Genomic DNA, 26,395 nt, shown 5'->3' with positions numbered 1-26,395 from the left:
ACATGCAAGGGATCGCCGCGCTGCAGCCGTATCTGATCGCCGCCTTCCTCGTCTGGGCGGCCCTGCTCAAACTCCTCGACCGGCGGATGCGATCGCAAGCCGGGCAGACCGCCCTGGCCCTGCTGGTCGGCTCGGCGCGCGCGATCCCCACGTTCCGGCTCATCGGGCTGGTGGAGCTGGCAGTGGCGGCCGCACTGCTGGCGCCGCCCGCCTTACCCGCGGAGGGCGCGGCCGCGACCGCGCTCTCCATCGGATTCCTCGGCTACCTCACCTACTCCTCCCTGGCCACGCCCACGTCGTCCTGCGGCTGCTTGGGCGCGCACGCCCAGCCCGTGAACTGGCGCGCCTTCACCCGCGCCGGCCTCCTGCTGGCCATGAGCGTCACCGCCGTGTGGGCGACGCCGTTCCGGCCGGACACCCTGCTCGTCCTCCTGGGAGCGGCCGAGGCCGTCGCCCTGCTGGGCCTGTCGCCCGAACTGGACCGCCACTGGCTGCGGCCGCTGCGCCAGTTCCTCGTACGGCTGCGCCGGCCGCTCGCCGTACCGCCGCCGCAGGACGTTCCGCTGGAGACGTCGCTGCGCCTGCTCTATCTCAGCCCCGCCTACTGCACGGCCTCCGCGCACCTCACCTCGGACGTCCAGGACGTGTGGGACGAGGACGTCCACCGTTTCGCCAGCTACGCCGCCGCGGGCGGCAGAACGGCGATCTTCGCGATCCCCCTGTCCGGCGACGACCCCGCGGCCGTCCGCGTCGCCCTCGTCGACGAGCCCGCGGCCGCCTGAGTCCCCACGGCCGGGACTTTCGTCCTGGGTCATCGTGGATCGATGGACCTTCTGGCCTGGTGGCCGATCCAGCAACGTTGAGGCATGCGAATCCTCCTTGCGACACTCGCCGCGTCCGGGCTGCTCACAGGCCAGGCCACGGAGCATCGGCCACCGGATCCCGCGGTCGTCAGAACCGACACAGGAGCCGTGCGCGGTGTGGTGACCGGCCAGCACCGGCTCTTTCAAGGCATCCCCTACGCGACCGCGGGCCGGTGGCAGAGTCCCCGGCCCGCCAGGAGCTGGAGCGGCGTGAAGGACGCCACGAAGCCCGGCCCGATGTGCCCGCAGGTCGGCTCCGTCTACGCCCCGATCTCCAGCACGAACGAGGACTGCCTGGTCCTCAACGTCACCACCCCGAGCAAGCCGGGGCACAAGCGCCCGGTCATGGTGTGGATCCACGGCGACGGGGCCGTCGGCGCCGGCCACTTCTCCGACGCGCGCAAGCTCGCCTCCCGCGGCGTGGTCGTCGTGACGATCAACTACCGGCTCGGCGTGTTCAGCGGCTTCGGCTACCCGGGCCTGAAGGACGGCGGGACCTACGGCCTGCAGGACCAGCAGGAGGCGCTGCGCTGGGTGCGGCGCAACGCGGCGACCTTCGGCGGCGACCCGTCGAACGTCACCGCGTTCGGCGTCTCCTTCGGCGCGCTGGCCATCGGCGGCCATCTCACCTCGCCCGGCGCGAGGGGGCTGGTACAGCGGGTGGCCATGCAGAGCGGCGAGACGATGATGGACATGCCGGCGGGCAGCATGATCCCCGGCATGCCCGCCGCGCCGACCTTCGCCTGGCGCAGCGCCGAGGACGCTGAGGCGGTGGGGAAGGTGTACGCCGACAAGCTGGGCTGCCGCGACCTGGCGTGCCTGCGCGCGCTGCCGGTGAAGAAGATCCTCGAGGTGCCGCAGATCATGAACGCCTTCCAGGTGTACGCCTACGGCAACCGGGTGCTGCCCGAGCTGCCCTCCACGGCGATCCGCGCGGGCCGTTTCCACCGGGTGCCGGTGCTGGCGGGCGCCACCCGCGACGAGCACCGGATCTTCGTCGGGATGAACTATGACGTGGCGGGCAAGCCGGTCACCGCTGAGCAGTACGGCACGCTGGTCGCGACGGCGTTCGGCAAGGACGCGGGACGGGTGATGCGTAGATATCCGCTCTCGTCCTACGCCTCGCCCAGCCAGGCGTGGGCGGCCGTGATGACCGACCGGCTGTGGGCGCGGGGCACCCACGAGCAGAACACGCTGCTGGCCAGGCGCGTCCCCGTCTACGGCTTCGAGTTCGCCGATCGTGAGGCGCCGATGTTCCTGCCGCTGGAGGCGGACTTCGACTGGGGCGCCTTTCACGCCGCCGACCTGCAGTACCTCTTCCCGGAGAACAAGGGCGCGCTGAGCCAGGCCCAGGAGAGGCTGTCGGAGCAGATGCTCGGCTACTGGACCAACTTCGCCCGCACCGGCTCACCCAACGGCCGCGGGCTGCCGGTCTGGCGCACGCTGGGGCACGGCACCCAGTCGCTCGCGCCTGGGGCGATCCGGCCGATCGACTACGCGGCGGAGCACCGGCTCGGCTTCTGGAAGTAGCGTGAGCCGGTCGGCGGAGTGCCGGGACCTTCTCCGGCGCTCCGCCGGCCACGGCGTCATCCCGTGGCGCGGGAAAGGGCTCGACGTGGCCCGTGCCCCCATGCCGGCGGCCTGTCCACCCGGTGCCACGGACCCCTGCCCGAGATGGACCGATGCAAAGTGGGAGCGCTCCCACTTTTCTCTGTCCATCCGGGATCCGCTCGATTAGGGTGAGTGCCGCACGTCCAATTGATCTTCGTTGTGAGGTGAGGAACTCAGTGTTAAGGACATACGCGGCGGGTGCGGTGGCACTCGCGCTCGTGACCGCGGGCCTCTGGGCGGGCTCCGCGTCCGCGACCGCCGCTCCCGTGTACTACCTCGACAGCGTCAGCGGGAACGACGCGGCCGCGGGCACCTCCCAGACCACCGCGTGGAAGACCCTGGCCAAGGCCTCCTCCGCCGTCCTGCCCCCCGGAGCCAAGCTGCTGCTGCGCCGGGGCGGCTCCTGGTCCGGCAGGCTGTCGCTGACGGAGTCGGGCAACGCGGCGAGCCCCATCGTCGTCGACGCCTACGGCGCCGGGGCCAGGCCGATCGTCAAGGGCGACACCGAGGCGTGCGTCCACCTCCAAGGCAGCTACCTCGAGGTCTACAACCTGCAGATCGGCGTGGACCAGGACGCGGGACGGTGCTCCTGGGCCGGGATCAAGGTCACCGGCACCGACAACGTGATCGAGAAGAACTACGTCACCGGCGCGGCCGCGGGCGTCTACATCGAGACCTCCGCCCAGTACACCGCGGTGACCGCCAACGAGTTCGTGAACAACAACCACATGAGCACGCTCACCCCCAAGGAAGAGCATCCGAACGACGACTCGGGCGCCTTCGCGATCCTGGTGCAGGGCGACGACTCCAACATCGGCTGGAACACCATCAAGGGCTCCATCGCCTTCAGCTACGACTACGAGCTGGACGGCGCGGCGGTCGAGATCTTCCTCGGCTCCCGCAACCGCGTCCACCACAACATCGCGGTGGACAACGACACCTTCACCGAGCTCGGGACCTCCACCAACGACGACGGCAGCACCAACGACCCCGACGGGACCTCGGGCAACGTCTTCGAGTACAACGCGATCTACGGCTCCAAGGGCAGGGCGGGCCTGATCACCCGAGGCCCGCGGCACGACGACGGCCGCATCGAGTCCAACGGGCCGGTGTTCGGCACGGTCTTCCGCAACAACTCGATCAATCTGCCGAACGCGCAGGCCGAAGGCGTCGTCTGCGACGCGGGCTGCACCAACGAGCACCTGTCGCTGGCGCAGAACGTCGTCGTCGCGGCGAAGAAGAGCGGCTACGCCGAGGCCGGCTTCACCGACAACCACCACAACGTCTTCTTCGGCGGCCAGTACCAGATGCCGGCAGGGACGAACAACGTCCACAAGGACCCGCTGTTCGACCCCGCCAACCCCCTGCGCCTGCGCGCGGGGAGCCCGGCCATCGGGCTCGGCGTCACCGTCTACAACGACCTCGACCTGGCCGGGGTCACCGTGGGCAAGGACGGCGCCATCGAGGCAGGGGCCTACGAGTACTGACCCGTCGATCCGGGGGTGATCCGCTCGCCGCGCGGGGCCGGGGAGTCGATGCCGGTCCTGTCGAGGTGGCTCAGGACGGTCGAGCGGGGCACGAAGAACCATGTCATCGATCCGCTGCACGGTGCGTTCACCGGCATCGTGGAGGCGCCGGGCGAGACGGGCCCGGCGCCCGGACGGGCCGCCCCTTCGACCGGGGCGCGGGCGGCAAGACCGCCGCCCGCGCGTACCGGCCGCACCGCCGCCCGCGCGTACCGGCAAGACCGCCGCCCGTGCGTACGGCCGGCGGCCGGGACGTTTCGGCCCCGGAGGCCGTGCCGACGTGGACATGCCCGGCGGCTGCTCCGGCTCGGGCGCGCCCGGCGGCACCCCCGGTGTGGAGGTGCCCGGCGGCCGTCCCAGCCTGGCGTTGGGCGTCGACTTGACGGGGGTTCTGGTCCGGGGGCGAACCCGAGCGCGGTGGGGCGCCCCATGGTTGATGGTGACGAGGCGCGAACACGGTGGTCACCGTGGCGGGCGCAAGAGGTGTTCACCCGCGAGGTGGACGACGTCGCGGGTGGTGTACCCAGGGTGGTCGGCGACGATGAAGTGGCGGCCGATCGCGAGCGCGAACGCCAGGGTGCTGCGTGCCTCGATCTCGTCGGGGTCGGTGATGAACGTGCCGAACATCTTCCGCAGGAAGTCCATGCGCTCGTTGTCGATACGCCGCAGGCGTGCCGCGACGGACTGGTCATGGCGAGCCCAGGCCCTGACCGCGAGATCGATCCGGTGAAGGTCTTCTGAGAAGGTCAGCTGGCCGACGCGCCTGATCCTCTCGGCGGCGTCGCCGCCTTCGGCCGCGACCTGGGCGAGGACCTCTCTGGTGCAGCGGCGTTCCCACTCGTCCAGCATCTCCGCGAGCAGCGCGGGACGGCCGTCGAAGTACCCGTAGAAGCCGCCCTTCGTCACGCCGAGCCTGGAGGCGAGCGTCTCGACGCGGACCGCGTCGGGTCCTCCCTCGGCGAGGGCTTCGAGGCCCGCCTCTATCCAGCGGGCTCGTGTGGTGCGGGTCGCAGCGGGAATCCGGACACCTCCATTGATCGCCTTGAAATTGTACGTTACCGTACATATCAAATGTACGGCACCGTATACATGAGAGGTCGAACCCTTGCCGCGACTCGCAGAGGCCACCTACACCGAGCAGCCGTGGCGCATCCACGAACTCACCAGCGACTTCGCGGTCGAGGATGTGTGGTCGTTCCGCACTCCGGGGGCCGGACCCGGCGACTTCCCCGCGATGCTCGCAGCGATGCGAGCGGCCGGCGGACTCGCCAAGCAGCCCTGGCCCGCGAGGTTCCTGTTCGCCGTCAGGTGGAGGCTCGGCGCGCTTCTCGGCTGGGACAAGCCATCGGCGGGCGTCGGTGCGCGGGTCGCCTCGATCCGCGACCGCCTGCCCGCCGACCTCCGCGACGCTCCCCGCGGCCCGGACAGCGAGAGCATGCCTCTCAAGGCGGTCTACGAGCTCGACATGGAGTGCGCGCGCGAGCTGGCGAACAAGACCGTGCACACCGTGATGCATCTCGGCTGGGTTCAGGGGGCGAACGGCGACCATGAGCTGCGGATGGCCGTCCTCGTCAAGCCCAACGGATGGTTCGGGCGGCTCTACATGGCCGCCATCGCGCCTTTCCGCTACCTCATCGTCTACCCGGCGCTGACCCGGCGGTGGGAACGGGCCTGGAGCGACCGCGACCGGGCGCAGGCCCGGTGCGAAGAAGGAAGGTCACGATGAAATCCAGAAAGCGGCTGCTCCGCTGGGCGAGCGGGATCATGCTCGTGCTGGGAGCAGGGCACCTGTCCTTGCTGGCGCTCGTCGCCAGGGAGGACGTCGCCGGCTGGGTGGATCGGGGGATGTGGGCGGCCGTCCCGCTCGCGCTCGCGGACGGGGGCGCCGTTCGGACGGCGGGGGCCCTTCAGAACGAGGTCACCTTCTGGGCAGGCCCGGGAAGCTTCGCGGTGCCGCTGATCCTCCTGGGTTGCCTGACATGGCATCTCGCCGGACGCGGGGTGGCGGTGCCCGCGGGGATCGGCTGGGGCCTCGCGGCGTGGTGTGCGTTGGGCGGCGTCCTTCTGGTGCCGAGCCCGTTCTTCGCAGGGGTCGTCGCCGGGGCGTTCATCGTCGTCGCGGCGCGGAAGGAGGATCGGTCGGGAGCGGTCAGGGACCGGGAGGTGGACCTGGCGTGATGCGCGCCCTCGGCGGAGCCGGTCGTCACCGGCCGCCGAGGGCGCGCCAGACCAGGGCCGCGGTCCGTTCCGGCCAGCGCGGCGGCGGGGTGGACCCGGCCAGCGCGCGGCCGTACCAGCTTCCCGTGCACATGGTGACGGCGACCTCCAGGTCGGCGTCCGCGTCGATGAGGCCGCCGTCCCTGGCGGTCTCGAGGATGGCCAGGATGCGGCGTCGTCGCGGGGCCACCACGCGGGCTCTGTAGCGGGCCAGGACCTCGGGCTGCGTCGTGTCCTGGAGCATGCTGCCGACGAGTGAGAGCCTGCCGGGCCTGGAGACCCCGCGCTCGAAGTCGGCGAGTTCGGCCACCAGGGCGGTGTAGGGATCCCGTGGCGGCCTCACTTCCTCCTCCTCGGCCATGCTCGCGACCGCCGCGGCGGCGAGCTCGGCCTTGCCCGGCCAGCGGCGGTACAGGGCGGGACGGGTGGTGCCCGCCTCCTGCGCGACGGCGGCCAGCGACATGCGCTCGTATCCGTACACCGACAGATGCCGTCGGGCGACGGCCAGGATCCGGTCGTCGATGGAGGAGTCCCGCGCTCGCCCGGTCCTACGTGTCATGATCCAGCCCCTAGTTTCATTACAATGCTGTAATGTAATGAAAGTTCGTCTCGCACCACAGTACTGAAGAGGTTCTATCGTGGTCATCGAGTACATCCGATACACCGTTCCATCCGACCGGGCCGAGGAGTTCGAGCAGGCGTACAAGACGGCGTCGAGCGTCCTCGACGACGACCCGCACTGCCTGGCCTACGAGATCGCCCGCGGCGTCGAGGAGCCCGAGCACTACACCGTCCGCATCGAATGGGACTCGGTCGAGGGGCACGAGCAGGGCTTTCGCCGCAGCGCCCGGTTCGGCGAGTTCTTCACCGCGGTCAAGCCCTTCTTCTCGCAGATCGAGGAGATGAAGCACTACACCGCGCTGTTCGGGGCGCGATGAGCACGGCTGCCCTGCTGGCGCGGGCGCGCCTGCTCGACCGCGACCTGGCGCCCGGCGAGCCGCTGGCCGAGACGGTGATCCGGCCCCTCGCCGCCGCCGTCGCGGAAGCCGCGACGAGGCCGGACCCGGAGGCCGGGGCAGAGCCCGAGGTCGCCGAGACCGGCTCGCCCGCCGAGCGGCTGTGGGAACTGGCCAAGGACGCGACGCGCCTGCGCGCCCTGCCGGGAGCTCCCGACGGCCTGATCGAGGCGACGGCCGCGTTACAGCACCTGGCGTGCCTGTTCGCCGAGGACGCCGAGTCGATGGCGGCCAGGATCGAGGAGCTGGCCGGCCTCCAAGGCGGTCTGGAGACGCGGATCGACGTCGCGGCCGACGGGCCGTACCTGGTCACCAACGCCACGAAGATCACCAACTGGCTGGGCGAGCCCATCCAGACGTTCCCGCAGATGGCCCTGTGCCGATGCGGCGCGTCCACCGTCAAGCCGCTGTGCGACGGCAGCCACGCCCGCATCGGGTTCAAGGGCGACAAGGATCCCGCCCGGGTGCCCGACCGGCAGGAGTCCTACGAGGGCGTGCAGGTCACCGTGCTCGACAACCGGGGCATCTGCGCCCACTCGGGCTTCTGCACCGACCGGCTGCCCACCGTGTTCCGGGTGGGGGAGGAGCCGTTCGTGGCGCCCAGCGGCGGCAGGGCCGACGAGATCGTCCGCGCCGTACGGGCCTGCCCGTCCGGCGCACTGGGGCAGGCGATCGACGGCAGGACGGCCCCCGCCCCGCGACGCGAGCCCGCGATCGAGGTGTCCAAGGACGGCCCGTACCGGATCACCGGCGGCATCCCGCTCGACGGCGACGCCTCCAGGGAGCACTACAGCCTCTGCCGGTGCGGCCAGTCGCGGAACAAGCCGATCTGCAGCGGCATGCACTACCACGTCGGTTTCGCCGACCCGCCGCTCTCGGAGGATCCCACGCTGTTCGAGTGGGCCGGAGGGCTGCCCGCCCTGACACGCATGACCCGCATCTTCTACGAGAAGTACGTTCCGCACGACGACCTGCTCGGGCCGCTGTTCGCCCGGATGTCGCCGGACCATCCCCAGCGTGTCGCCGCCTGGCTCGCCGAGACCTTCGGCGGCCCCAAGCTCTACACGGAGCAGTACGGCGGCTACGACCACATGGTCGCCGAGCACGCGGGCAAGGCGCTGACCGAACAGTGGCGATCCCGCTGGGCGCAGCTCATCAGCCGGGCCGCCGACGACGCGGGTCTGCCCACCGATCCCGAGTTCCGCGCCGCTTTCGCCGCCTACGTCGAATGGGGCTCCAGGATCGCGGTGGAGAACTCCCAGCCCGGCGCGACACCGCCGCCGCACATGCCGGTGCCGCAATGGTGGTGGGTGTGCGAGGCCAGACCGGGTTCGCGCGTCTCCGCGCTGGCCCCACCCGTCGAAAGGACAGAGGTGCGCCTTCCCGCATCGGACGAGCCGGTCGGCTTCGCCGACCACATCAAGCCGCTGTTCCGCGCGATGGACCGCAGGTCGATGAGCTTCGTCTTCGACCTGTGGTCCCACGACGACGTCGTACGGCACGCCGACGCCATCCTGGCGCGGCTCCGCAAGGGCAGCATGCCCTGCGACGGCGCCTGGCCCGCCGAGCACGTCGACCTCTTCGCCCGCTGGGTCGCCGAGGGCCACGCGCCCTGATCAGCGCCCTCCCGGGGCTCACGGAGGATCGCAGGGCGGCGTCGGCTGCCCGGCCGGTCGAAGGGGAGGCGCCGTCGGTCGGCCTGTCCGGGGCCATCGCGATGCGGCCGGGCTCCGCTACGGCAGCCTGAACAGCCGGGACATGACGTCCGGCAGGTCGCCCGGCGCCGTCCCCCGCCAGGCCACGAAGCCGTCGGGGCGCACCAGCAGCATCCTGCGTTACCGCTTCTCGCAGGAGCGACGACCGGAAGGTGCCGGGTGACGGGCGCGGGTCCGCATGGCGGCCCGCGCCTCACCTCAGCGCCCGGTCAGACGTCGACGAGCCTTTCGAAGAAGAACTCGTGCTTGAGGAAGGACGTGTCGTACTCGTACCCCGGATAGGGCGGAATGAGCTGGGAGGCCTGGATGAGCCGCCAGCCGTCCAGCAGGGCGTCGAGCCCGCGCTCGTAGGGCGGGGTGACACTGTCACCGGTCGCCGACGTCGTACGGCCGGTGCCGTCGTAGCGCGCCCAGCCGATCACGGTGGAGTCCAGCGCGGAGTCGGCCAGGTAGAGGACCAGAACCTTCTGTCGTACGGGGCTCACGCCGCACCTCCCGTGGCGACGCGGGGCCGGTTGCCGATCCGGGTCACCCAGTGGTCCATGTCGAAGCCGTCGTCGCCGGTGAGCACCCGCCAGAGCTTGATCCGGTTGTGGATCTCCAGCCGGGCCGTCGCGGGCTCGTACCAGGGGAAGCGGGTGTCGAGCTCGGCGAGCACAGCGGGATCGTGCAGGTCGTCGGTGTCCCACAGGCGGACCTGGGGGACCGTCGGATTGAAGCGGATCTTGAACATGTAGCGGGGGACGTCGGCGTCGTTGCGCCGCCCGCCGTGCCAGATGCCGTGGTGCAGCAGCACCACGGTGCCCGCGGGACACGTGAGCATGGACTGCCCGCGCAGGTTCTGGTAGCGGCCCGTGTCGCTCTCATTGGTCCTGCGCAGGTGGCTGCCGGGCACGCTGAGCGTGCCGCCCATGTCCTCGGTGACGTCCTGCGGGTAGTACATGAGCTGGACGTCGAAGGCGTCAGGCCGGGTGTCGATGATCGCGTCGGCGTGCAGGGGCTGGGCCTTGCCCTCGTGCGGCTCGCGGATGTGGACGAAGTGGTGGTCGACGGTCGGGTCAGGCCCGAGGAGGCTTCGCAGCGCGCCCGCCACGGGCGGCAGCTCGATAAGCCGCCGAGGGAACGAGCCTTCGGGAAAGGCCTCCTTCACCGGCGTCCCGTACGGCGTGCGCGGAATGCCCGCGGTGAAGACGTCGATCGCCTGGGCGTTCAGATCGGGAGGCACGACCGCGTCCAGGCGGAACGACCCCGCCGCGACGAATCGCGCCATCTGCACAGAGGTCAGGAGGTGACCATCACTGGTTGGCATGCGTCGACCATAAGGGCGTCATGCCTGGAAAATCGTGGGTCATCTTCCCCAAAACTGGTATTTTCTCACCATGCGCGTCGTGGAGATCTCGCTCGACGAGCCACCCGAGGTGGTCGACATCGGCGTCGGCCTGCACGGCGTGAGCAGGCGGCACGACACCTATCTGCTGCCGGAGCTCTGGCAGTTCCACCTGTACGGCTACAGCGCGGAACTCACTGTGGCGGGCACCCCGCACGCCATCGAGCCAGGGTTCGTGAGCCTGATCCCGCCGGGGACGCAGGCGCGCTACCGCTACCGGGGGCCGTCGGAGCACCTCTACGTGCATTTCCGCGCACCGGGCGGAGCAGGGGCGCACGCCGTACCGGTCATGCAGAACGCGGGCGTGCAGGCGCCCGCGCTGTCGGACATGCTGCGTGCCGCGATCGCTGCCGCCCCGCAGGCCCCCGCCAGGACCGCCGCCGAGATCTGGACGGCGCTCTGGAGGGTGGCGACCCTGAGCGGAGGCGACCACCCCCATCCCGCGGTCGCCGCCGCGATCTCCCACATCGAGGCCCACCTGGCCTCCCCCCTGTCGGTGTCCGGCGTCGCTCGGGTCGCTGGGGTCTCCCACAACCACCTGACCAGGCTCTTCCACGCGGAGATGGGGGTCACCGTCGTCGCCTACATCCACCGGCGCCGGATGATCCGCGCTCGCCACCTACTGGCCGAATCCACGATGCCGATCAGCGCGGTCGCGGCCGCCGTCGGCATGCGCGACCTCCAGGCGTTCAACAAGGCCTGCCGCAGAACGCTGGGCGCGGCCCCGCGCGTCATCCGCGCGTCGGGCTCGTCCGCGGACGCCCGCCCGGCCGCGGGCCGGCACGGCGGCTGAGGCCGGGCTCAGGCTCGCCCCGCCCACTGCTCGTAGGCCTGGACGGCGGTCGGCAGGGTGGGGAAGAGCAGGTCCTCGCCGATCGCCGCCGTCAGGCCGAACGCGTCGAGCGAGGCGCGCAGGTCCTGCTTGACCCTGGCCATCGCGAACACGATGCCGCGGCGGGTCAGCTCCGCGCGCAGCGACTCGACCGCGTCCAGAGCGGTGGCGTCGACCTCCACGTTGGCCTCGGCGTTGAGCACGAACCACGACACCGCCCCCTCGTGCCGGTCCACGGCGGCCAGCGCGCGACGCCGGAAGTCCTCGGCGTTGGCGAAGAACAGCGGTGAGTCGTAGCGGTATACGACCAGGCCGGGGACGGTGCGCGCCTGCGGGTAGTCGTCGACGTCGTGCATCCCCGCCAGGCCTGGGACGATGCCCTGGATGGCGTCGTGGGGACGGGCGACGCGGTACAGCATCTCGGCGACCGACAGGCCGACCGCGAGGAGCACGCCGTACAGGATGTCGAAGACGAGCACGCCGGTGAACGCGCCCAGGGCGAGCAGGAACTCGTTGCGACGGAAGGACGCCAGCCGGCGGAAGGCGGCGACGTCGATCAGCCGGACGGCGGCGTAGATGACGATGGCGCCGAGCGCGGCGACGGGGAAGTCGGCCAGGAGGGGCCCGGCGAACAGCAGCACGCCGACGACGGCGGCCAGCGCGACGAGCGAGTACACCTGCGTGCGGCCACCGGCCGCTTCGGCCAGAGCGGCTCGGCTTGCGCTGCTGCTGACGGGGAACCCGTGCAGGACTCCCGCGCCCACGTTGGCCACGCCGAGGGCCAGCAGTTCCCTGTTCGCGTCGATCTGCTCGTTGTGCCGGGCCGCGAAGGACCGCGCGGTGAGCACGTTGTCGCTGTAGCCCACCAGGAGCACGCCGAACGCGGGCAGCAGCAGGCCGCGCAGATCGGCGGGCGCGGGAACGGCCGGCGCGGGCAGGCCTGCGGGGATCTCGCCGACCACCTTGATCCCGTACCGCTCCAGCCCGAAGAGCGTGACGCAGGCGGTGGCCAGGAGGACGGCGAGCAGCGGCGCGGGGAGGCGCGGCAGCCGCCACTGGGCCAGGAACAGCAGGATCAGCACCGCGATCGAGAGCAGCAACGTCGCCGGATGGGTCTGCGTCATCCCGCGCGCGAACGAGACGACCTCGGCGATGGGGTGGGTCCCTGACACCGGAACTCCGGTGATCTTGCCGAGCTGTCCGGCGATCATGATGACGGCCACGCCCGCCATGTAGCCGACCAGGATCGGCCGTGACAGCAGGTCGGCGACGAAGCCCAGCCTGAGCAGCCGGCACACCAGGCACAGCAGGCCGACGGCGACGGCGAGCGCGGCGGCGAGCGTCGCGTACCTGCCGGGGTCGCCGGTCGCGAGCGGTCCGACCACGACCGCGGTCATGAGCGCGGTCGTGGACTCGGGGCCCACGGACAGCCGGCGTGAGGAGCCGAGTAGCGCGTACAGCGCCAGCGGCGCCAGGGCGGCCCAGAGTCCCGCGACCGGCGGCAGTCCGGCCACCGTGGCGTACGCCATCACCTGGGGCACGAGGTAGGCCGCCACCGTGAGCCCGGCCAGCGCGTCACCGCGCAGCCACTCTCGCCGGTATGGCAGGAACGGGACCATGACCGCAGTGTCGCACCATGGCGGCGGGACACCTGACCCGCTCCTGACCCTGGGCCTGTCTCCTCGAAGGAAGGAGGGGCCATGGCCGACAAGCCTCCTCGGCTTTGACAAACCGAATTGTCGGTGCGACCGTAGAGGGGTGTTCGACGTCGCAGTGATCGAGGATCCGGCCGCGGCCGAGATCTCGCTGGACCCGATCAGGGCCCGGTTGCTGGCCGAGCTGTCCGAGCCCGGCTCGGCCACCATGCTGGCCGCCAAGGTCGGCCTGCCTCGCCAGAAGGTCAACTACCATCTGCGCACCCTGGAACATCATGGTCTGGTCGAGCTGGTGGAGGAGCGGCGCAAGGGCAACGCCATCGAGCGGGTCATGCGCGCCACCGCCGCCTCCTACGTCATCTCGCCCGCCGCGCTCGGGGCCGTGCAACCCGATCCGTCGCGCGCGCCCGACGGCCTGTCGGCCCGTTGGCTGCTGGCCGTCGCCTCCCGGCTGGTGCGCGACGTCGGCACGCTCATCACCGGCGCGACCAAAGCGCAGCAGCGCCTGGCGACGTTCGCCGTCGACGGGACGGTCCGCTTCTCCTCGGCGGCCGACCGGGCCGCGTTCGCCGAGGAACTGGCCGACGCGGTCACCAGGCTGGTGTCCAAGTACCACGACGAGAACGCGGAGGGAGGACGCGATCATCGCATCGTGGTCGCCGTCCATCCCAGCGTCCCCGAGGGGTGACGACAGGCCGGACCGGCGGCGAAGGAAGGGTCAGCCGGGCGTGAGGGGACGGGCTCTGGGCAGCCTGAGCCGGTCGACGGCCTCCCTGCGGGTGTTCTCAGGACGCCGGTCGTAGCGCGCGGTCGTGGCCGGGGAGGAGTGCCCCACCAGCGCCTGCGCGGTCGCCAGGTCCACCCCGGCGTCGAGCAGCTCGCCGATGAACGTCCTGCGGAAGTCGTGCGCCGTCCGCCTGCCCGCGCCGGCCTCGCCGAGCCTGCGCGCCAGGATGTCGGCGATGCCCTGCCCGGTCAACGGGACCGGCCGTTCGTCACGCGTCCGCAGCCGCCCCGACCTGCTGATCGGGCAGAACAGCGCCCCCGTGGCTCCACCGCGGACGGCCAGCCACCGCTCCAGCAGGCCGATCGCGTCGCCCGTCAGGTAGACCAGCCGTTCCTTGTCCCGTTTGCCCAGCACCCGCAGGGAGCGGGCGCCGGGCTCGTAGTCGACCAGCGCGAGCCCGGCGACCTCGGCCCGCCTGCAGCCGGTGGAGTACAGGACGGCGATGAGCGCCGCGTCGCGCAGTCCGGCGGGGGAGTCGTCGCAGGCCGCCAGCGCCGCCCCGACCACCTCCGGCGGCACGTGCCGGCCCGCGGGCAGCCTCGTGTGCGTGACGGGGGCCAGGTCGGCGGCCCTGGCGTAGTCCTCGGCGCTGGTCTGCCCCAGCCGCCAGGCCTCCTTCAGCACCCGCCGCAGCGCCACCAGGTGCTTGTTGACGTAGGCGGGCGACCAGCCCTGCTCGGTCAGCACGGTCCTGATCCGCACGGTGTGCTCGTAGCGCAGCAGATGCCAGGGCATCCCCGCGCCGGTGACCGCGTCGTCGCCCGTCAGCACGCGCGCGATGCGGTCGAGGCAGCCCCGCATCGTCCTCCTCGACTCCGCGCCGGCCAGGGAGTCGAGGTAGACGTGGTACGGGTCGCCCGCAGGCCGTACGGCAGGCGCGGGCGGCTGCGGGTCGTCGGCGACTACGGCAGGCGCGTCCATCAAGCCGATCTTAGGCCCGCGAGCGACTCGGTCAGCGCGAGGTTGGCCGAGTAGTCCACGGGAACGGCGATCACGGAGACGCCCTCGCCGTCCAGCGCCTCGCGCAGCGTCGGCAGCAGCGCGTCGGCCGAGTCCACCCGGTAGCCCCTGGCCCCGAAGCTCTCGGCGTACTTCACGAAGTCGGGGTTGCCGAACGCGATGTTGGAGCTGCGCCCCAGCTCGAGCCCCATCTTCCAGTCGATGAGCCCGTAGGCGTCGTCCTCCCAGATCAGCACCGTGATCGGCACGCGCTCGCGCACCGCGGTCTCCAGTTCCTGGGAGTTCATCAGGAACGCGCCGTCGCCTGTGGCGGCCAGCACCCTGCGTGAGGGGAAGGCGAGCTTGGCGGCGATCGCGCCGGGCACCGCGAACCCCATCGACGACAGCCCGTTGGAGACCAGCATCGTGTTCGGCTCGTAGGTCGGATACATGCGCGACATCCACATCTTCACCGCGCCCGTGTCGGCGAGCACGATGTCGTCGCGGCCCATCGCCTGCCTGATGTCGGCGACGACCCTGCGCGGTGTCAGCGGGAAGCCCTCCTCGGTCCGCCCCTGCTCGAACTCCTCCCTGATCAGCCGTCGCACCTTCTCCACGGTCGGGCTGAGTGTGAAACGCCGGTGCACGGCCTCCCCGAGGGCGTGCAGCGACCTGGAGATGTCGCCCTGGACGCCGACCGCCACCGGATAGTGGTCGTCGACCTCGGCGGGGAACTGGTGAATGTGGATGATCTTCTTCGACCGGTCCGGGTTGATCTTCACGGGGTCGAACTCCTGGAGCTCGTACCCCACGCTGATCAGCACGTCGGCCTCGTCGAAGGCGAAGTTCACGTGGTCGTGGCGCATGAACCCGAACGCGCCCAGCGCGTGCCGGTGGTCGTCGGGGAAGACGCCCTTGCCGTTGAAGGTGGTGGCGACGGGAAGTCCGAGCCGCTCGGAGAAGTGGACCAGCGCGTCGCGGGCGCCCACCCTGGTGGCGCCGTGGCCGGCCAGGATGATCGGACGGCGGGCCGTGGCCAGCAGGTCGGCCGCGCGGGCGATCTGCGAGGAGGACGGGTCGACCGGGCGCACCACGTTCAGCGGCAGCGGCCTGACGTCGTCGGGGACCTCGGCCTTCTCCACGTCCTCGGGGATCGCCAGGTACACCGCTCCCGGCCGCTCGGTCTGAGCGGTCTTGAAGGCCTTGCGCAGCATCTCGGGGATCGCGGCCGCGGTGGGAACCAGTTCCGACCACTTCGTGATCGGCCTGAACAACGACACCAGGTCCACGATCTGGTGCGACTCCTTGTAGATGCGGTCCAGGCCCACCTGCGCGGAGATGGCGACCACGGGAGTGCTGTTGGTGGTGGCGTCGGCGACGCCGAGCTGCAGGTTGATCGCGCCAGGGCCGAGAGTCGCGGAGGCGACGCCCGCCTTGCCCGTCAGCCTGCCGTAGATCTCTGCCATGAAGGCCGCGCCCTGCTCGTGGCGGACGAGGACATAGCGGATCGAGGAATCGTTCAACGCGTCGATGAAATGGATGTTCTCCTCGCCGGGGATGCCGAAGACGTGCGTGACGCCCTCCGCCTCCAGCGCTCGGACCAGCAACGCGGCAGCCGTGCTACTCATGGTCTCTGCAGCAATCCGGAAGCACAGTAAATTTCCTGGTATGGCGCAGCTCACTGCACTCGACGCGCAGTTCCTCAACTTCGAGACCGCGACGAACGTCGCCAACATCGCGGGGTTGGCCATCCTCGACGGCGACCTCAACAGGAGCGACCTGCAGGAGCTGCTGACGCAGCGGCTCCCGCACGTGGCGGCGATGCGGCGCAAGCTGGCGCCGGTGCCCCTCGGCCTCGATCATCCGTACTGGGTGCGTGAGGACGACCTCGACCTCGACTACCACGTCAGGGAGATCGGGCTGCCCCCGCCGGGCGACGACAGGCAACTGGCCGAGCAGGTCTCCCGCCTACACGCCCGCAGGCTCGACCGCAACCGGCCGCTGTGGGAGATCTACCTGATCCACGGCCTGTCGGGAGGCCGCATGGGCCTCTACACCAAGATCCATCACGCGGCGGTCGACGGCGTCGGCGGCGCGGACGTGCTGGCCGCGCTGCTCGACCTGACCCCGACGCCCGCGCCGCCCCCCGAGGGCGAGCCAGAGCCTGACGAGCCGGCGCCCGGCTGGGCCGCGATGGTGGGCCGGGCGCTGACCAGGCTCGCCGCCAACCCCGCGCAGGCGGTGAGGTTCGCGGCCAGGGCGGTGCCGCATCTCGACGAGATCCCCGTGGTGTCGAAGGTGCCGGGCGTGGAACTGGTCTCGGGGCTGGCCCGCAGGGTCGCGGGCGCGGGAGACGCGCCGGGGCTGCCCGCCCTGCCCGCGCCGCGCACCCCGTTCAGCGGCCCGATCTCCGCGCACCGGCGTTTCGCCTTCGTGTCGCTGCCGCTTGAGGAGATCAAGCAGGTGCGCAAAGCCTTCGACGTGACGGTCAACGACGTGGTAATGGCGGTGTGCGCGGGCGGGCTGCGCGGATGGCTGGCCGCGCACGGCGGGGTCCCCGACGGGCCCCTGGTGGCGGGCGTGCCGTTCTCGCTGCGCGAGCGCGGCCCGGGCAACCAGGTCGCGATCATGACGGCGCCGCTGGCTGTCCACGTGGAGGATCCCGTGGCCAGGCTGGAGCAGGTCCAGAAGTCGATGAACCGGATCAAGGAGCGCTTCTCCCTGGCTCCCGCCCGCTGGCTGAGGGAGTTCAGCGAGTCGATGCCCGCCGCTCTCATGGGTCTGGCCTCGCGTTCGGCGTTCGGCCTGGTCGGGCAGACCGCGCCGCCCATCAACGTGGGGATCTCCAACGTGCCGGGGCCGCAGTTCCCGCTGTACGTGTGCGGCGCGCGGCTGCTGACGCACTACCCCGTCTCGGTGATCACCGATGTCAGCGGCGGCGTCAACATCACCTGCTTCTCCTACGACGGCTCGCTCGACGTCGGCGTGGTCACCGACCGCGACATGATCCCCGACGCCTGGGAGATCACCGACAGGATCCGCGACGCACTCGATGAATTGAGGAACGAAGCCTTCCGCGATAAGCCGTAGCGTTGCCGCCATGAAGCTGACGCGCAGGACACTGAACCGCACCGCCCTCGACCGCCAGCTGTTGCTGCGCCGCGCGGAGATGTCGCCGGTCGAGGCGATCCGCAGGCTGGTGGCGGTGCAGGGCCAGGAGATCAACGCCCCCTACTTCGGTCTGTGGTCGCGTCTGGCGAGCTTCACCCAGGACGACCTGTCCGACCTCCTGTACGGCAGGCACGTCGTGCGCGGCTCGCTGCTGCGCGGCACCCAGCACCTGGCCGCCGCGGACGACTATCTGTGGCTGCGCCCAATCATGCAGGCCTGCCTCAGCCGCTCCCGCCAGGCCGCCTTCGGCAAGGCGACCGGCGGAGTGGACCTCGGCGAGCTGACCGCGCTCGCCCGCGAGCACCTGAAGGGCCGCACCCTGACCCGCCCCCAGCTGCGCGACCTGCTGGCGGCCCGCTGGCCCGAGGTGGAACCACTCGCGCTGGGCTGGTCGGCCCAGGCGCTGCTGCCCCTGGTGCACACCCCGCCCAACGGCATCTGGGGGACGGGCGGCGCCACGCCGTTCACGCTCGCGGAGGAGTGGATCGGCGCCCCGCTGTCGGCGGAGCTCGACGTGGAGACGATGATCGTGCGGTATCTGGCCGCCTTCGGCCCGGCCAGTGCCAAGGACATCCAGATGTGGTCGGGCCTGACGAGGCTGCGCGAGGTCGTCGAGCGCATGCCGCTGCGCCGCTACACCGACGAGGAGGGCCGCGACCTCTACGACCTGCCCGACGCCGAACTGGCCCCCGAGGACGCCTCCGCCCCCGTGCGCTTCCTGCCGTACTTCGACAACCTCGTCCTGGCCTATGACGACCGCACCCGCATGATGGCTGACGAGCACCGCAGGCTGGTGTGCGTGGGGGCGGTCACCAACCCGGTCATCCTGGTCGACGGGTTCGTGGCAGGCATGTGGTGGCTGACCAAGGCGGGCCTGGAGATCAAGCCCTTCCGTGAGCTCCCCTCCGAGGTCATGGCGGAGGCGAGCCGGATGCTCGCCTTCGCGGGACAGCCGGAGGCGGAGATCCGGATCACCGCGTAGATCCGATCGCGCACCCTATTTCAGCCATGTAAGACAGCGGCTGGGCAGGGATCGAACGCGTCACCCGCGGGGTCGTCAACGAGATGTGCGACGTCTCGCCGTGGTCGGCGACGAAGCTCGTCCGCCGGTCAGCCCGCCTTCGGTACCGCGATTCCATGCGGGCGGAGGTCCGCGCCGAGGAGCTCACCGCGCTGATCAACTCCCGGCCCGGCAAGCTGCTCAAGCTGTTCACCGCCATCGGGTTCGCGGTCACCGCCGTGTGCGTTCGCTTGCGGTCTCGCAGTCGCTCCGCGCTCGGCGCGTACCAGGCCGGCCAAACAGACTGGCGGCCGCGAGTGGGGTAACCGACGCCGCCGCCCCCTGCGTTCGTGGCCGCCTCCTGAGCCCTCGCCGGCGACTACGCCTCGCGTACCGCGTAGCCGCCGAGCGACGGCTCCAGCAGGCCGAACGCCGTCGTCGCCGCCTTCTCCAGCGCGGCGGCGACGGCGTCGGCGTCCTCGTGCTCCAGCGTGCGCCGCATCAGCTCGGCGAACAGCACCCGGTGGACGCCCGCGAGCGCGGCCGCGGCGGCCCTCGCCTCGACGTCGCCGCCGAGCTCGGCCGCCAGCGCCTCCTCGCGCTGTTCGTGCAGGTCGCGCAGGCGGGCGACCAGAGTGGGACTGTCGGCGATCATGCGGGCGAACGGCTCGCCCGTGAACCCGATCACCGGGTCGCGCCGCTCCACCGCGGCCAGGAACGCGGCGCGCAGCGCCGCGAGCGCCGACTCTCCCCGTGCCCGCCCTCTGACGGTCTGCGCCAGCGAGGCGACGAACTCCTCGTGGTGGTCGAGCGCCATGTCCTCCTTGCGGGGGAAGTAGTTCGTCACCGTCATCTTCGCGACCCTGGAAGCCGCGGCGATGTCGGAAATCGTGGTCCGCTCGAACCCATGCTCCACGAACAGGCGGGTAGCGTGGTCAGAGATGGCCTGCCTGGTCTCTCGCTTCTTCTGTTCCCTCAAACCCAACGCGTCAGTGCTCATGGGCACACCCTCTCACAAATTTTTAGGTTCGACATTATTTTAGGTTGACACTAGGAAGAGTCAAGTCTAATCTTATGTCCGTACTAAGTTTGGAAAGGAACGCATGACCGCGACCCTGATGGACGAGGCCGTAGCAACCCGCGACACCGTCAAGGACTACCTCAAGCAGATCGGAAAGGTACCGCTGCTCAGCGCCGAGCAGGAGATCGACCTGGCCAAGCGGATCGAGGCAGGGCTGTTCGCCCGCGAACGCCTCGACACCGAGCTCGACCTGCCCGCCGATCTGCGGGCCGACCTTGAGTGGATCGCCGAGGACGGGGCGCTGGCCAAGGAGCGCATGCTGGAGGCCAACCTTCGCCTCGTCGTCTCGATCGCCAAGCGGTACACCGGGCGCGGCATGCTCTTCCTCGACCTGATCCAGGAAGGCAACCTCGGCCTGATCCGCACCATCGAGAAGTTCGACTACACGCTCGGATTCAAGTTCTCCACCTACGCGACCTGGTGGATCAAGCAGGCCATCACCAGGGCGATGGCCGACCAGTCACGGACCATCCGCATCCCGGTGCACATGGTCGAGGTGATCAACAAGGTGTCGTCCACGCAGCGGCGGCTACTGGCCGACCTCGGCCGCGAGCCGACGCCCGAGGAGATCGCCGCCGAGGTCGAGATGGCCCCCGACAAGGTCGCGGAGGTGCAGCGCTACGCCCGTGAGCCGATCTCCCTGCACACGCCGCTGGGAGAGGAGGGCGACAGCGAGCTCGGCGACCTCATCGAGGACTCCGAGTCGCCCTCGCCGGCCGAGCAGGTGTCGTTCACGCTCATGCGCAGCCAGCTGCTCCAGATCCTCGACAGCCTCTCCGAGCGGGAGGCGGGGGTGATCTCGATGCGGTACGGCCTGACCGACGGCAGGCCGATGACGCTGGACGAGATCGGCAAGGTGTACGGCGTGACGCGGGAGCGCATCAGGCAGATCGAGGCCAAGACGATGTCGAAGCTGCGCCACCCCTCCCGCGCCGAGGCGCTGCGCGACTACCTCAACTGAGCCGGGCCCGCCGCCGGAGGGAAAAGGAGATGTGAGGAGGGACGTGTCCTCCGTAGGATCACACCAGTGAGAGACATCGCGCGGCTGCCCAAGGCCCACCTGCACGTTCATCTGGAGAGCACGGTCCGCCCTGCCACCCTGCGAGAGCTCGGGGTCCAGACGCCGCGCCCCGATGTCTTCACCGGATTCCGGCAGTTCGCCGACCACAACGCGCGCGTCCGCGGCGCCCTGCGCACGCCCGAGCACTTCCGCAGGATCGCCCGCGAGTTCTGCGCCGACGAGGCCGCCCAGGGCACCCGCTACGCCGAGGTCACCTTCACCGCCGCCTCCCACGGCGAACGGCTCGGCGATCTGGAGATGCCGCTGCTGGCCGTCCTCGAAGGGCTGGCCGAGGGCGAGGCCGAGCACGGCATCAGGTGCGCGCTCATCCTCGACCACTCCCGCCGCCGCCCGGCCGAGCGCCTGTGGCAGACGCTGAAGCTGGCCACCGCGCACGACGAGGTCATCGCCATCGGGCTCGCGGGAGACGAGACGTACCCGCTGACGCCCTTCGCCGACGTGCTGGAGGTCGCCAGGGAGGCGGGCCTGCACCTGGTGCACCACGCCGGTGAGACCGCGGGTCCTGACAGTATCCGCGAGGCGCTCGAGGTGGGCCATGCCGAGCGTCTCGGCCACGGCATCCGCGTGCTCGAGGACCCCGCCCTGGTGGCCGAGCTGCGCGAGCGCCGCGTGCCGCTGGAGGTGTGCCCGTTCTCCAACGTGCTGCTCGGCATCGTGCCGTCGAGGGCCGAGCATCCGCTGCCCCGCCTGCGGAGGGAGGGGCTGGTCGTCACCCTCAACACCGACGGCGAGACCTCGCTGCTGAAGGAGTACGCCGACGCGCGCGACAGCGACGAGACCCTCGCCGAGCTGGCCGCCGCCTCGGTCACCGCGTCGTTCGCCCCGGCGCCACTGAAGACCGAGCTGCTGGAGGGGATCAGCGCGTGGCTTTCCGCACCAGCGGGATGACCTCGCTCGCCAGCCGCCCGGCCTGATCGCCCGGACCTGAGGGGGCGAGGCTGAGCGTGGTGAACCCCATCGCGACGAAGCTCGCCAGCCGCTCGGCGACCGCCTCGGGATGTCCCGAGACCATGCCGGGGCGCCCCTGGTCCTCACCGACGTGCACCACGATGTGGTAGGCGCACGTGGGTGCGGGCCGCCCTGCCCGCTCCGCCGCGGCCAGCACCTTCTGGCGCATGACGGCGGCCCGCTCCGGCGGGGCGAAGCCCAGCGAGGGGATCCAGCCGTCGGCCAGCCGTCCCGTGAGCTCCAGCGCCCTCGGCCCGAACGTGCCCAGCCAGATGGGGATGCGACGCGACGGCTTGGGCTCCAGGTCGGCCGCGACGGTGTGGAAGAGCTCACCCTCGAAGGTGAAGCCGGGCCGCTCCCACAGCCCTCGGGTGACGTGGATCGCCTCCTCGAGGCCGTCGATCTTCTCCCTGGTCGTGGGCACGCGCAGCCCGAACGCCCTGAACTCCTCGTCGGAGTGGCCGCCTCCGAGCCCGAGAATCAACCGGCCGCCCGACAGCCGGTCGAACGTCTCCGCCATCTTGGCGACCATCGCCGGCGGCCGGTAGGGCACGCCGAGCACCCTCGTGGCGATCCTGATCCGCGAGGTCGAGGCGGCGATCCACGACAGCAGCGTCCACGTCTCGAAGCTCGGATCGCTCCCGCACGGGTGGTCGCTGGTGGAGACGAAGTCGAAGCCGAGTTCTTCCGCGCGGACGGCTGCCCTGACGGGGTCGTCGCCAGGACGGGCGTCGGCGGGGATGCTGAGTCCGAATTCCATGTTTGTTGATGTATCAACATTACTGGCGAGTGTCAACATCGGCAGGGATGGGCACGGCAACCTCATGACTACGCCCCCCGCACAGGTGTCGCTGAAACGCGCCATCGGACCAAAGCTGCTGATCTTGTTCATCGTCGGTGACATCCTCGGCACCGGCGTCTACGCCCTCACCGGATCCGTCGCGGGCAGAGTCGGCGGAGCGCTGTGGATCCCGTTCCTCATCGGCTTCGTGATCGCGCTGTTCACGGCCATGTCCTACGTCGAGCTCGTCACCAAGTACCCCAGGGCGGCAGGCGCCGCCCTCTACACCCAGCTGGCCTTCAGGAAGCCGTTCCTCACGTTCATGGTGGCCTTCGCGGTCATGTGCTCGGGCCTCACCTCGGCCAGCGCCGCGGCCCGCGCCATCGGCGGCAGGTACCTGCAGGAGTTCGTCAGCCTGCCCTCGGTGGTGGTCGGCATCATCTTCATCGTCGCCGTCGCGGCGCTGAACTACCGAGGCGTGTCGGAGTCGGTCAAGACCAATATCGTCTTCACCCTGATCGAGCTGACCGGTCTGCTGATCATCATCCTGATCGGCGTCTACGCGGTCGCGACGGGCGCCGGAGAACCGTCGCGGCTGACGCAGATCAGCACCGAGGAGTCGGGCGGGCTGCTGCTGGCCCTGCTGGGCAGCACCGCGCTGGCGTTCTTCGCCTTCGTCGGGTTCGAGGACTCGGTGAACATGGCGGAGGAGACCCAGGACCCGGCGCGCAACTTCCCCCGCGCGATCTTCCTGGGCGTGGCCATCACCAGCACCGTCTACATCCTGGTCGCGCTCACCTCCTCACTGCTCGTCGACTACCGCGTCCTGAAGGAGTCGGACGGGCCGCTGCTCGAGGTGGTCAAGGCGGGCGGCCTGGGCTTCCCGCCGCAGCTGTTCGCCGCGATCGCGATCTTCGCGGTGGCCAACTCCGCGCTGATCAACATGATGATGGCCTCCCGCCTGGTGTACGGCCTGGCCAACGAGCGGGTCGTGCCGCGCTCGCTCGGCCTGGTGGACCCGCGCCGCCGCACTCCCATCGTCGGGATCCTGTTCACCACCGCACTGGCCATCGGCCTCATCTCCACAGGCGAGATCTCCGGGCTCGGCGAGACCACGGCGTTCCTGCTGCTGTGTGTCTTCGCCGTGGTCAACATCGCCGTGCTCGTGCTGCGCAAGGAGGAGGTGGACCACGAGCACTACCGGGCGCCGACGGCGCTGCCCGCGATCGGCGCCGTCATGGCGGTCGTGCTGGCCAGCCCGTTGACCGGACGGCCGGGCACCGTGTACATCACGGCGGGCGTCCTGCTCGGCATCGGCATCCTGCTGTGGCTGGTCAACTGGGCCTTCACCCGCCGCCAGCGGCAGGACGAGGGCGAGACCGTCTGACGCGCGCGGCCGTGCCGTACATCCCCTGTACGGCACGGCCGGCCGGTCAGCGGCTCAGCCGCCGGTAGGCGCGCGCCGACAGCGGCAGAAAGACCAGCGTGATCACCACGGGCCACGCCACGGCCAGCGGCAGCGCGTGCTCCGACGCCCACGACCCGCCCGCGAACCCCTGGTTGCCGAACAGTTGGCGGCAGGCGGCGACCGTGGCCGACAGCGGGTTCCACTCGGCGAGCAGGCCCATCCATCCCGGCATCTGGGCGGGGGAGACGAACGTGTTCGCGACCATCGTGAGCGGCAGCATGATCATCCATGAGGCGCCGGCGGCCTCAGGGGTGAGCTTCAGCCCGGCGAAGATCCCGACCCAGATGAGCGAGAAGCGCAGGAGCAGCAGCAGGCCCACCGCGGCCAGCGCCTTGAGCGGCCCGTTGTGCCAGCTCCAGCCGACCGCCAGGCCGCACGCGATGAGGATGGTCAGCTCCATCGCCGAGCTGATCATGTCGGAGACGGCCCTGCCGAGCACCACGCCGGTCTGCGACACGGGCATCGAGCGATACCTGTCGGTCACCCCCTTGGCCGCGTGGGTGGTGACGACGATCAACGTGGTCGTGATGCCGACGGCCATCGTCTGGCCGAACATGCCGGGCATCAGGTACTCCCGGTAGTTGTCTCCCGCGCCCGCGACGGCCATCGCGCTGCCGAAGACGTAGCCGAACAGCAGCACCATCACGATCGGGTACAGCAGGCCCGAGAGGATCGCGGCAGGGTTGCGCACCCAGTGCAGCAGGTTCGTCCTGGCGATCACCCAGCTGTCGGAGAGCACGTGGGTCATGCCGTCACCTTCAGGAACACCTCGTCGAGCGTGGGCCGGCGCAGGGACACGTCCTCGACCTCGATCCCCTTGGCCTCCAGCGCGCGCATGACCTGGCCGAGGGCGTGCATGCGGTCGGCGACGGGCGCGGACAGCCGGCGCGTGTCGGGGTCGGCCACGGGCGGGCCGAAGGCGGCCAGGATGTCGCCGGCCTCCTGCAGATCCGCCGGGTCGCGCAGCACCAGGTCGAGCCGGTCGCCGCCGATCGACGACTTCAGCCGGTCCGGCGCGTCGTCGGCGATCACCCTGCCCTGGCGCAGCACCGCGATCTGGTCGGCGAGCTGGTCGGCCTCGTCCAGGTACTGGGTGGTGAGCAGTACCGTGCTGCCGTTCACGACCAGCGTGCGGATGGCCTGCCACACCTCGTTGCGGTTGCGAGGGTCGAGGCCCGTCGTCGGCTCGTCGAGGAAGAGCACGCGCGGCGCCTGGATGAAGGTGGCGGCCAGGTCGAGGCGGCGGCGCATCCCGCCGGAGTAGTGCTTGATCCGCTTGCCCGCCGCCTCGGTGAGTCCGAACTGCTCCAGCAGCTCGTCGGCCCTGCGCCTGGCCCGCCTGGCGTCCAGGTGGTAGAGCCTGCCCCACATCACCAGGTTCTCCCTGCCGGTGAGGATCTCGTCCACGGCCGGCTCCTGCGAGGCCAGGCCGATGACCTGGCGGACCTTCTCCGGTTGGGTGGCCACGTCGAGACCTGCGACCGTGGCCCTGCCGCCGTCGGCCCGGAGCAGCGTGGTCAGGATGCGCACGGCGGTGGTCTTGCCCGCCCCGTTGGGGCCGAGCAGCCCGCAGACCGTCCCTTCCCGCACGGCGAGATCCAAGCCGTCGAGCGCGAGGGTGCCGCCGAAGCGTTTGGACAGCCCCTCGGCGACGAGTGAATAGGAGTTCATTGCTTTAGAATGAGACATCGATGTCCCAAAGTCAAACCTTCATGTTAGAGTTTGGGAGTGAGCAGTTCCACTCCCGAGTCCGGGACCCGCAGTCGTACGCGCCGCGCGATCCTGGCGGCCGCCGCCGCCACTCTCGCCCGCGACCGCAAGGCGACGCTCGCCGACATCGCCGAGGCGGCCCAGGTCGGGCGCAGCACCCTGCACCGCTACTTCGCCGACAGGAACGAGCTGATGGCGGCCGCGATCGTCGACTCCTTCCGTGCGGTGGAGGACTCGGTCCGCGAGGCCGCGATCGACCAGGGGCCCGCGCTGGAGGCCATGCGGCGCCTGCTCGCGGCCATGGTCGACGTCGGCGACCGGCTGGCCTTCCTGTTCGGCGACCCGCGCGTGCTGGAGGACTTCACCGACTGCTTCGAACCCGACATGTCGGTGCCGACGACGATCGACCTCATCAAGCGCGGACAGGAGGAGGGCGTCTTCGACCTCGATTCCACCCCCGAGTGGATCCAGACCGTGATCTGGTCGCTGACCTACTCCGGGTGGGAGGCGGCCGAGAAGGGCGAGCTGCCTCGTCACGGCGTCACCGCCACGGTGATCCGCACCTTCGAGAACGGAGTGGTGAGGTAGGGGACGGGCGGATGGGCTG

The 26,395-nt window shown here is 70.6% G+C and carries 27 protein-coding genes and 1 pseudogene; 16 read left to right on the top strand and 12 right to left on the bottom strand.

All coding sequences use genetic code 11. The features are described 5' to 3' along the window. Nucleotides 1–2: 2 nt before the first annotated feature. The 3 genes from ACFSKW_RS01455 to ACFSKW_RS01445 all read left to right on the top strand — a co-directional run bounded on the left by ACFSKW_RS01455 (nt 3) and on the right by ACFSKW_RS01445 (nt 3,961). On the top strand, nt 3–782 hold the full coding sequence (locus ACFSKW_RS01455; protein WP_379568257.1) for a MauE/DoxX family redox-associated membrane protein: 780 nt from the start codon (nt 3–5) through the stop codon (nt 780–782). Nucleotides 783–866: 84 nt separating this feature from the next. After that, nucleotides 867–2,393 carry a carboxylesterase/lipase family protein gene (locus ACFSKW_RS01450; RefSeq protein ID WP_379568255.1) on the top strand — a complete coding sequence of 509 codons (1,527 nt, stop codon included), beginning with the start codon at nt 867–869 and terminating at the stop codon, nt 2,391–2,393. A gap of 257 nt (nt 2,394–2,650) precedes the next feature. Then, nucleotides 2,651–3,961 carry a hypothetical protein gene (locus ACFSKW_RS01445; protein ID WP_379568254.1) on the top strand — a complete coding sequence of 437 codons (1,311 nt, stop codon included), beginning with the start codon at nt 2,651–2,653 and terminating at the stop codon, nt 3,959–3,961. A gap of 501 nt (nt 3,962–4,462) precedes the next feature. Here the strand turns inward: ACFSKW_RS01445 and ACFSKW_RS01440 are convergent. Next, nucleotides 4,463–5,071, bottom strand: coding sequence for a TetR/AcrR family transcriptional regulator (locus ACFSKW_RS01440; protein WP_379568252.1), 609 nt, complete (start codon nt 5,069–5,071; stop codon nt 4,463–4,465). Between the two features lie 34 nt (nt 5,072–5,105). On the opposite strand from ACFSKW_RS01440, the gene ACFSKW_RS01435 reads away from it, so the two are divergent. Together ACFSKW_RS01435 and ACFSKW_RS01430 are read left to right on the top strand one after the other, a co-directional pair. Further along, nucleotides 5,106–5,726 carry a DUF2867 domain-containing protein gene (locus tag ACFSKW_RS01435; protein ID WP_379568250.1) on the top strand — a complete coding sequence of 207 codons (621 nt, stop codon included), beginning with the start codon at nt 5,106–5,108 and terminating at the stop codon, nt 5,724–5,726. After that, on the top strand, nt 5,723–6,178 hold the full coding sequence (locus tag ACFSKW_RS01430; RefSeq protein WP_379568248.1) for a DUF6463 family protein: 456 nt from the start codon (nt 5,723–5,725) through the stop codon (nt 6,176–6,178). Before ACFSKW_RS01435 ends, ACFSKW_RS01430 begins: the two co-directional genes overlap by 4 nt. Before the next feature lie 25 nt (nt 6,179–6,203). On the opposite strand, the gene ACFSKW_RS01425 is transcribed toward ACFSKW_RS01430, so the two are convergent. Then, on the bottom strand, nt 6,204–6,776 hold the full coding sequence (locus ACFSKW_RS01425; RefSeq protein ID WP_379568246.1) for a TetR/AcrR family transcriptional regulator: 573 nt from the start codon (nt 6,774–6,776) through the stop codon (nt 6,204–6,206). Between the two features lie 79 nt (nt 6,777–6,855). Between ACFSKW_RS01425 and ACFSKW_RS01420 the strand changes: the two genes are divergently transcribed. Further along, complete coding sequence (locus ACFSKW_RS01420; protein ID WP_379568244.1) at nt 6,856–7,155, top strand: antibiotic biosynthesis monooxygenase family protein; 300 nt, start codon at nt 6,856–6,858, stop codon at nt 7,153–7,155. Continuing rightward, nucleotides 7,152–8,849: a CDGSH iron-sulfur domain-containing protein gene (locus ACFSKW_RS01415; RefSeq protein ID WP_379568242.1), complete on the top strand. Its 1,698-nt coding sequence runs from the start codon at nt 7,152–7,154 to the stop codon at nt 8,847–8,849. Before ACFSKW_RS01420 ends, ACFSKW_RS01415 begins: the two co-directional genes overlap by 4 nt. 117 nt (nt 8,850–8,966) lie before the next feature. On the opposite strand, the gene ACFSKW_RS01410 is transcribed toward ACFSKW_RS01415, so the two are convergent. From ACFSKW_RS01410 to ACFSKW_RS01400, 3 genes are all read right to left on the bottom strand, one after another. Further along, nucleotides 8,967–9,062 carry an aromatic-ring hydroxylase C-terminal domain-containing protein gene (locus ACFSKW_RS01410; RefSeq protein ID WP_379568240.1) on the bottom strand — a complete coding sequence of 32 codons (96 nt, stop codon included), beginning with the start codon at nt 9,060–9,062 and terminating at the stop codon, nt 8,967–8,969. 95 nt (nt 9,063–9,157) lie between these two features. Beyond that, nucleotides 9,158–9,433, bottom strand: coding sequence for a hypothetical protein (locus ACFSKW_RS01405; protein WP_379568238.1), 276 nt, complete (start codon nt 9,431–9,433; stop codon nt 9,158–9,160). Continuing rightward, on the bottom strand, nt 9,430–10,257 hold the full coding sequence (locus ACFSKW_RS01400) for a phytanoyl-CoA dioxygenase family protein (RefSeq protein WP_379568237.1): 828 nt from the start codon (nt 10,255–10,257) through the stop codon (nt 9,430–9,432). The genes ACFSKW_RS01405 and ACFSKW_RS01400 overlap by 4 nt, the downstream gene beginning before the upstream one ends. 70 nt (nt 10,258–10,327) lie before the next feature. Between ACFSKW_RS01400 and ACFSKW_RS01395 the strand changes: the two genes are divergently transcribed. Next, nucleotides 10,328–11,128, top strand: coding sequence for an AraC family transcriptional regulator (locus ACFSKW_RS01395; protein WP_379568235.1), 801 nt, complete (start codon nt 10,328–10,330; stop codon nt 11,126–11,128). A gap of 8 nt (nt 11,129–11,136) precedes the next feature. Here the strand turns inward: ACFSKW_RS01395 and sulP are convergent, their stop codons facing one another. Beyond that, the gene (sulP, locus tag ACFSKW_RS01390; RefSeq protein ID WP_379568233.1) at nt 11,137–12,786 is read right to left on the bottom strand and encodes a sulfate permease; all 1,650 of its coding nucleotides are present in this window, start codon (nt 12,784–12,786) and stop codon (nt 11,137–11,139) included. A gap of 139 nt (nt 12,787–12,925) precedes the next feature. On the opposite strand from sulP, the gene ACFSKW_RS01385 reads away from it, so the two are divergent. Further along, nucleotides 12,926–13,510, top strand: coding sequence for an ArsR/SmtB family transcription factor (locus ACFSKW_RS01385; RefSeq protein WP_379568231.1), 585 nt, complete (start codon nt 12,926–12,928; stop codon nt 13,508–13,510). 30 nt (nt 13,511–13,540) lie between these two features. Here ACFSKW_RS01385 and ACFSKW_RS01380 read toward each other — a convergent pair whose 3' ends face one another. After that, the gene (locus tag ACFSKW_RS01380; RefSeq protein ID WP_379568229.1) at nt 13,541–14,530 is read right to left on the bottom strand and encodes a tyrosine-type recombinase/integrase; all 990 of its coding nucleotides are present in this window, start codon (nt 14,528–14,530) and stop codon (nt 13,541–13,543) included. After that, the gene (locus ACFSKW_RS01375) at nt 14,530–16,176 is read right to left on the bottom strand and encodes an acetolactate synthase large subunit (protein WP_379568227.1); all 1,647 of its coding nucleotides are present in this window, start codon (nt 16,174–16,176) and stop codon (nt 14,530–14,532) included. Before ACFSKW_RS01375 ends, ACFSKW_RS01380 begins: the two co-directional genes overlap by 1 nt. Nucleotides 16,177–16,216: 40 nt before the next feature. Between ACFSKW_RS01375 and ACFSKW_RS01370 the strand changes: the two genes are divergently transcribed. The 3 genes from ACFSKW_RS01370 (at nt 16,217) to ACFSKW_RS01360 (ending at nt 19,045) form a co-directional block, all read left to right on the top strand. Further along, nucleotides 16,217–17,638 carry a WS/DGAT/MGAT family O-acyltransferase gene (locus tag ACFSKW_RS01370; protein ID WP_379568225.1) on the top strand — a complete coding sequence of 474 codons (1,422 nt, stop codon included), beginning with the start codon at nt 16,217–16,219 and terminating at the stop codon, nt 17,636–17,638. 10 nt (nt 17,639–17,648) lie between these two features. Beyond that, nucleotides 17,649–18,701: a winged helix DNA-binding domain-containing protein gene (locus ACFSKW_RS01365; RefSeq protein WP_379568223.1), complete on the top strand. Its 1,053-nt coding sequence runs from the start codon at nt 17,649–17,651 to the stop codon at nt 18,699–18,701. Between the two features lie 155 nt (nt 18,702–18,856). Further along, a complete protein-coding gene (locus ACFSKW_RS01360) occupies nt 18,857–19,045 on the top strand; it encodes a hypothetical protein (protein ID WP_379568221.1) in 189 nt (62 codons plus the stop codon). A 53-nt stretch (nt 19,046–19,098) separates the two neighbouring features. On the opposite strand, the gene ACFSKW_RS01355 is transcribed toward ACFSKW_RS01360, so the two are convergent. Further along, nucleotides 19,099–19,719: a TetR/AcrR family transcriptional regulator gene (locus ACFSKW_RS01355; RefSeq protein WP_379568219.1), complete on the bottom strand. Its 621-nt coding sequence runs from the start codon at nt 19,717–19,719 to the stop codon at nt 19,099–19,101. Nucleotides 19,720–19,846: 127 nt separating this feature from the next. Here ACFSKW_RS01355 and ACFSKW_RS01350 point away from each other — a divergent pair. Both ACFSKW_RS01350 and add read left to right on the top strand, forming a co-directional pair. Next, nucleotides 19,847–20,761 (top strand): annotated as a pseudogene (locus ACFSKW_RS01350) (RNA polymerase sigma factor); the annotation flags it as partial. A gap of 66 nt (nt 20,762–20,827) precedes the next feature. Further along, on the top strand, nt 20,828–21,769 hold the full coding sequence (add, locus tag ACFSKW_RS01345) for an adenosine deaminase (protein ID WP_379568217.1): 942 nt from the start codon (nt 20,828–20,830) through the stop codon (nt 21,767–21,769). Here add and ACFSKW_RS01340 read toward each other — a convergent pair. Continuing rightward, nucleotides 21,738–22,589, bottom strand: a complete 852-nt coding sequence (locus ACFSKW_RS01340) for an LLM class flavin-dependent oxidoreductase (RefSeq protein WP_379568215.1) — start codon at nt 22,587–22,589, stop codon at nt 21,738–21,740. The genes add and ACFSKW_RS01340 overlap by 32 nt on opposite strands. Nucleotides 22,590–22,653: 64 nt before the next feature. Here ACFSKW_RS01340 and ACFSKW_RS01335 point away from each other — a divergent pair, with 64 nt between their 5' ends. After that, the gene (locus tag ACFSKW_RS01335; RefSeq protein ID WP_379568213.1) at nt 22,654–23,997 is read left to right on the top strand and encodes an APC family permease; all 1,344 of its coding nucleotides are present in this window, start codon (nt 22,654–22,656) and stop codon (nt 23,995–23,997) included. Nucleotides 23,998–24,043: 46 nt separating this feature from the next. On the opposite strand, the gene ACFSKW_RS01330 is transcribed toward ACFSKW_RS01335, so the two are convergent. Both ACFSKW_RS01330 and ACFSKW_RS01325 read right to left on the bottom strand, forming a co-directional pair. Next, on the bottom strand, nt 24,044–24,826 hold the full coding sequence (locus tag ACFSKW_RS01330) for an ABC transporter permease (RefSeq protein WP_379568211.1): 783 nt from the start codon (nt 24,824–24,826) through the stop codon (nt 24,044–24,046). Then, on the bottom strand, nt 24,823–25,767 hold the full coding sequence (locus tag ACFSKW_RS01325; protein ID WP_379568209.1) for an ATP-binding cassette domain-containing protein: 945 nt from the start codon (nt 25,765–25,767) through the stop codon (nt 24,823–24,825). The genes ACFSKW_RS01330 and ACFSKW_RS01325 overlap by 4 nt, the downstream gene beginning before the upstream one ends. A gap of 39 nt (nt 25,768–25,806) precedes the next feature. On the opposite strand from ACFSKW_RS01325, the gene ACFSKW_RS01320 reads away from it, so the two are divergent. Further along, a complete protein-coding gene (locus ACFSKW_RS01320; RefSeq protein WP_379568207.1) occupies nt 25,807–26,376 on the top strand; it encodes a TetR/AcrR family transcriptional regulator in 570 nt (189 codons plus the stop codon). Nucleotides 26,377–26,395 lie beyond the last annotated feature (19 nt).

Origin of the sequence: Nonomuraea mangrovi (assembly GCF_042681425.1) — a bacterium.
Classification (GTDB): domain Bacteria; phylum Actinomycetota; class Actinomycetes; order Streptosporangiales; family Streptosporangiaceae; genus Nonomuraea; species Nonomuraea mangrovi.
This window is presented reverse-complemented; position numbering and strand designations above follow the sequence as displayed.

What these genes read in the sequence shown, in the direction of transcription:
- ACFSKW_RS01400 (WP_379568237.1), bottom strand. Translation starts at nt 10,257, where the DNA reads ATGCCAACCAGTGATGGTCACCTCCTGACCTCTGTGCAGATGGCGCGA.
- ACFSKW_RS01370 (WP_379568225.1), top strand. Translation starts at nt 16,217, where the DNA reads ATGGCGCAGCTCACTGCACTCGACGCGCAGTTCCTCAACTTCGAGACC.
- ACFSKW_RS01380 (WP_379568229.1), bottom strand. Translation starts at nt 14,530, where the DNA reads ATGGACGCGCCTGCCGTAGTCGCCGACGACCCGCAGCCGCCCGCGCCT.
- ACFSKW_RS01340 (WP_379568215.1), bottom strand. Translation starts at nt 22,589, where the DNA reads ATGGAATTCGGACTCAGCATCCCCGCCGACGCCCGTCCTGGCGACGAC.
- ACFSKW_RS01455 (WP_379568257.1), top strand. Translation starts at nt 3, where the DNA reads ATGCAAGGGATCGCCGCGCTGCAGCCGTATCTGATCGCCGCCTTCCTC.
- ACFSKW_RS01365 (WP_379568223.1), top strand. Translation starts at nt 17,649, where the DNA reads ATGAAGCTGACGCGCAGGACACTGAACCGCACCGCCCTCGACCGCCAG.
- ACFSKW_RS01410 (WP_379568240.1), bottom strand. Translation starts at nt 9,062, where the DNA reads ATGCTGCTGGTGCGCCCCGACGGCTTCGTGGCCTGGCGGGGGACGGCG.
- ACFSKW_RS01375 (WP_379568227.1), bottom strand. Translation starts at nt 16,176, where the DNA reads ATGAGTAGCACGGCTGCCGCGTTGCTGGTCCGAGCGCTGGAGGCGGAG.
- sulP (WP_379568233.1), bottom strand. Translation starts at nt 12,786, where the DNA reads ATGGTCCCGTTCCTGCCATACCGGCGAGAGTGGCTGCGCGGTGACGCG.
- ACFSKW_RS01415 (WP_379568242.1), top strand. Translation starts at nt 7,152, where the DNA reads ATGAGCACGGCTGCCCTGCTGGCGCGGGCGCGCCTGCTCGACCGCGAC.
- ACFSKW_RS01395 (WP_379568235.1), top strand. Translation starts at nt 10,328, where the DNA reads ATGCGCGTCGTGGAGATCTCGCTCGACGAGCCACCCGAGGTGGTCGAC.
- ACFSKW_RS01360 (WP_379568221.1), top strand. Translation starts at nt 18,857, where the DNA reads ATGCGGGCGGAGGTCCGCGCCGAGGAGCTCACCGCGCTGATCAACTCC.
- ACFSKW_RS01355 (WP_379568219.1), bottom strand. Translation starts at nt 19,719, where the DNA reads ATGAGCACTGACGCGTTGGGTTTGAGGGAACAGAAGAAGCGAGAGACC.
- ACFSKW_RS01325 (WP_379568209.1), bottom strand. Translation starts at nt 25,767, where the DNA reads ATGTCTCATTCTAAAGCAATGAACTCCTATTCACTCGTCGCCGAGGGG.
- ACFSKW_RS01330 (WP_379568211.1), bottom strand. Translation starts at nt 24,826, where the DNA reads ATGACCCACGTGCTCTCCGACAGCTGGGTGATCGCCAGGACGAACCTG.
- ACFSKW_RS01450 (WP_379568255.1), top strand. Translation starts at nt 867, where the DNA reads ATGCGAATCCTCCTTGCGACACTCGCCGCGTCCGGGCTGCTCACAGGC.
- ACFSKW_RS01430 (WP_379568248.1), top strand. Translation starts at nt 5,723, where the DNA reads ATGAAATCCAGAAAGCGGCTGCTCCGCTGGGCGAGCGGGATCATGCTC.
- ACFSKW_RS01425 (WP_379568246.1), bottom strand. Translation starts at nt 6,776, where the DNA reads ATGACACGTAGGACCGGGCGAGCGCGGGACTCCTCCATCGACGACCGG.
- ACFSKW_RS01335 (WP_379568213.1), top strand. Translation starts at nt 22,654, where the DNA reads ATGACTACGCCCCCCGCACAGGTGTCGCTGAAACGCGCCATCGGACCA.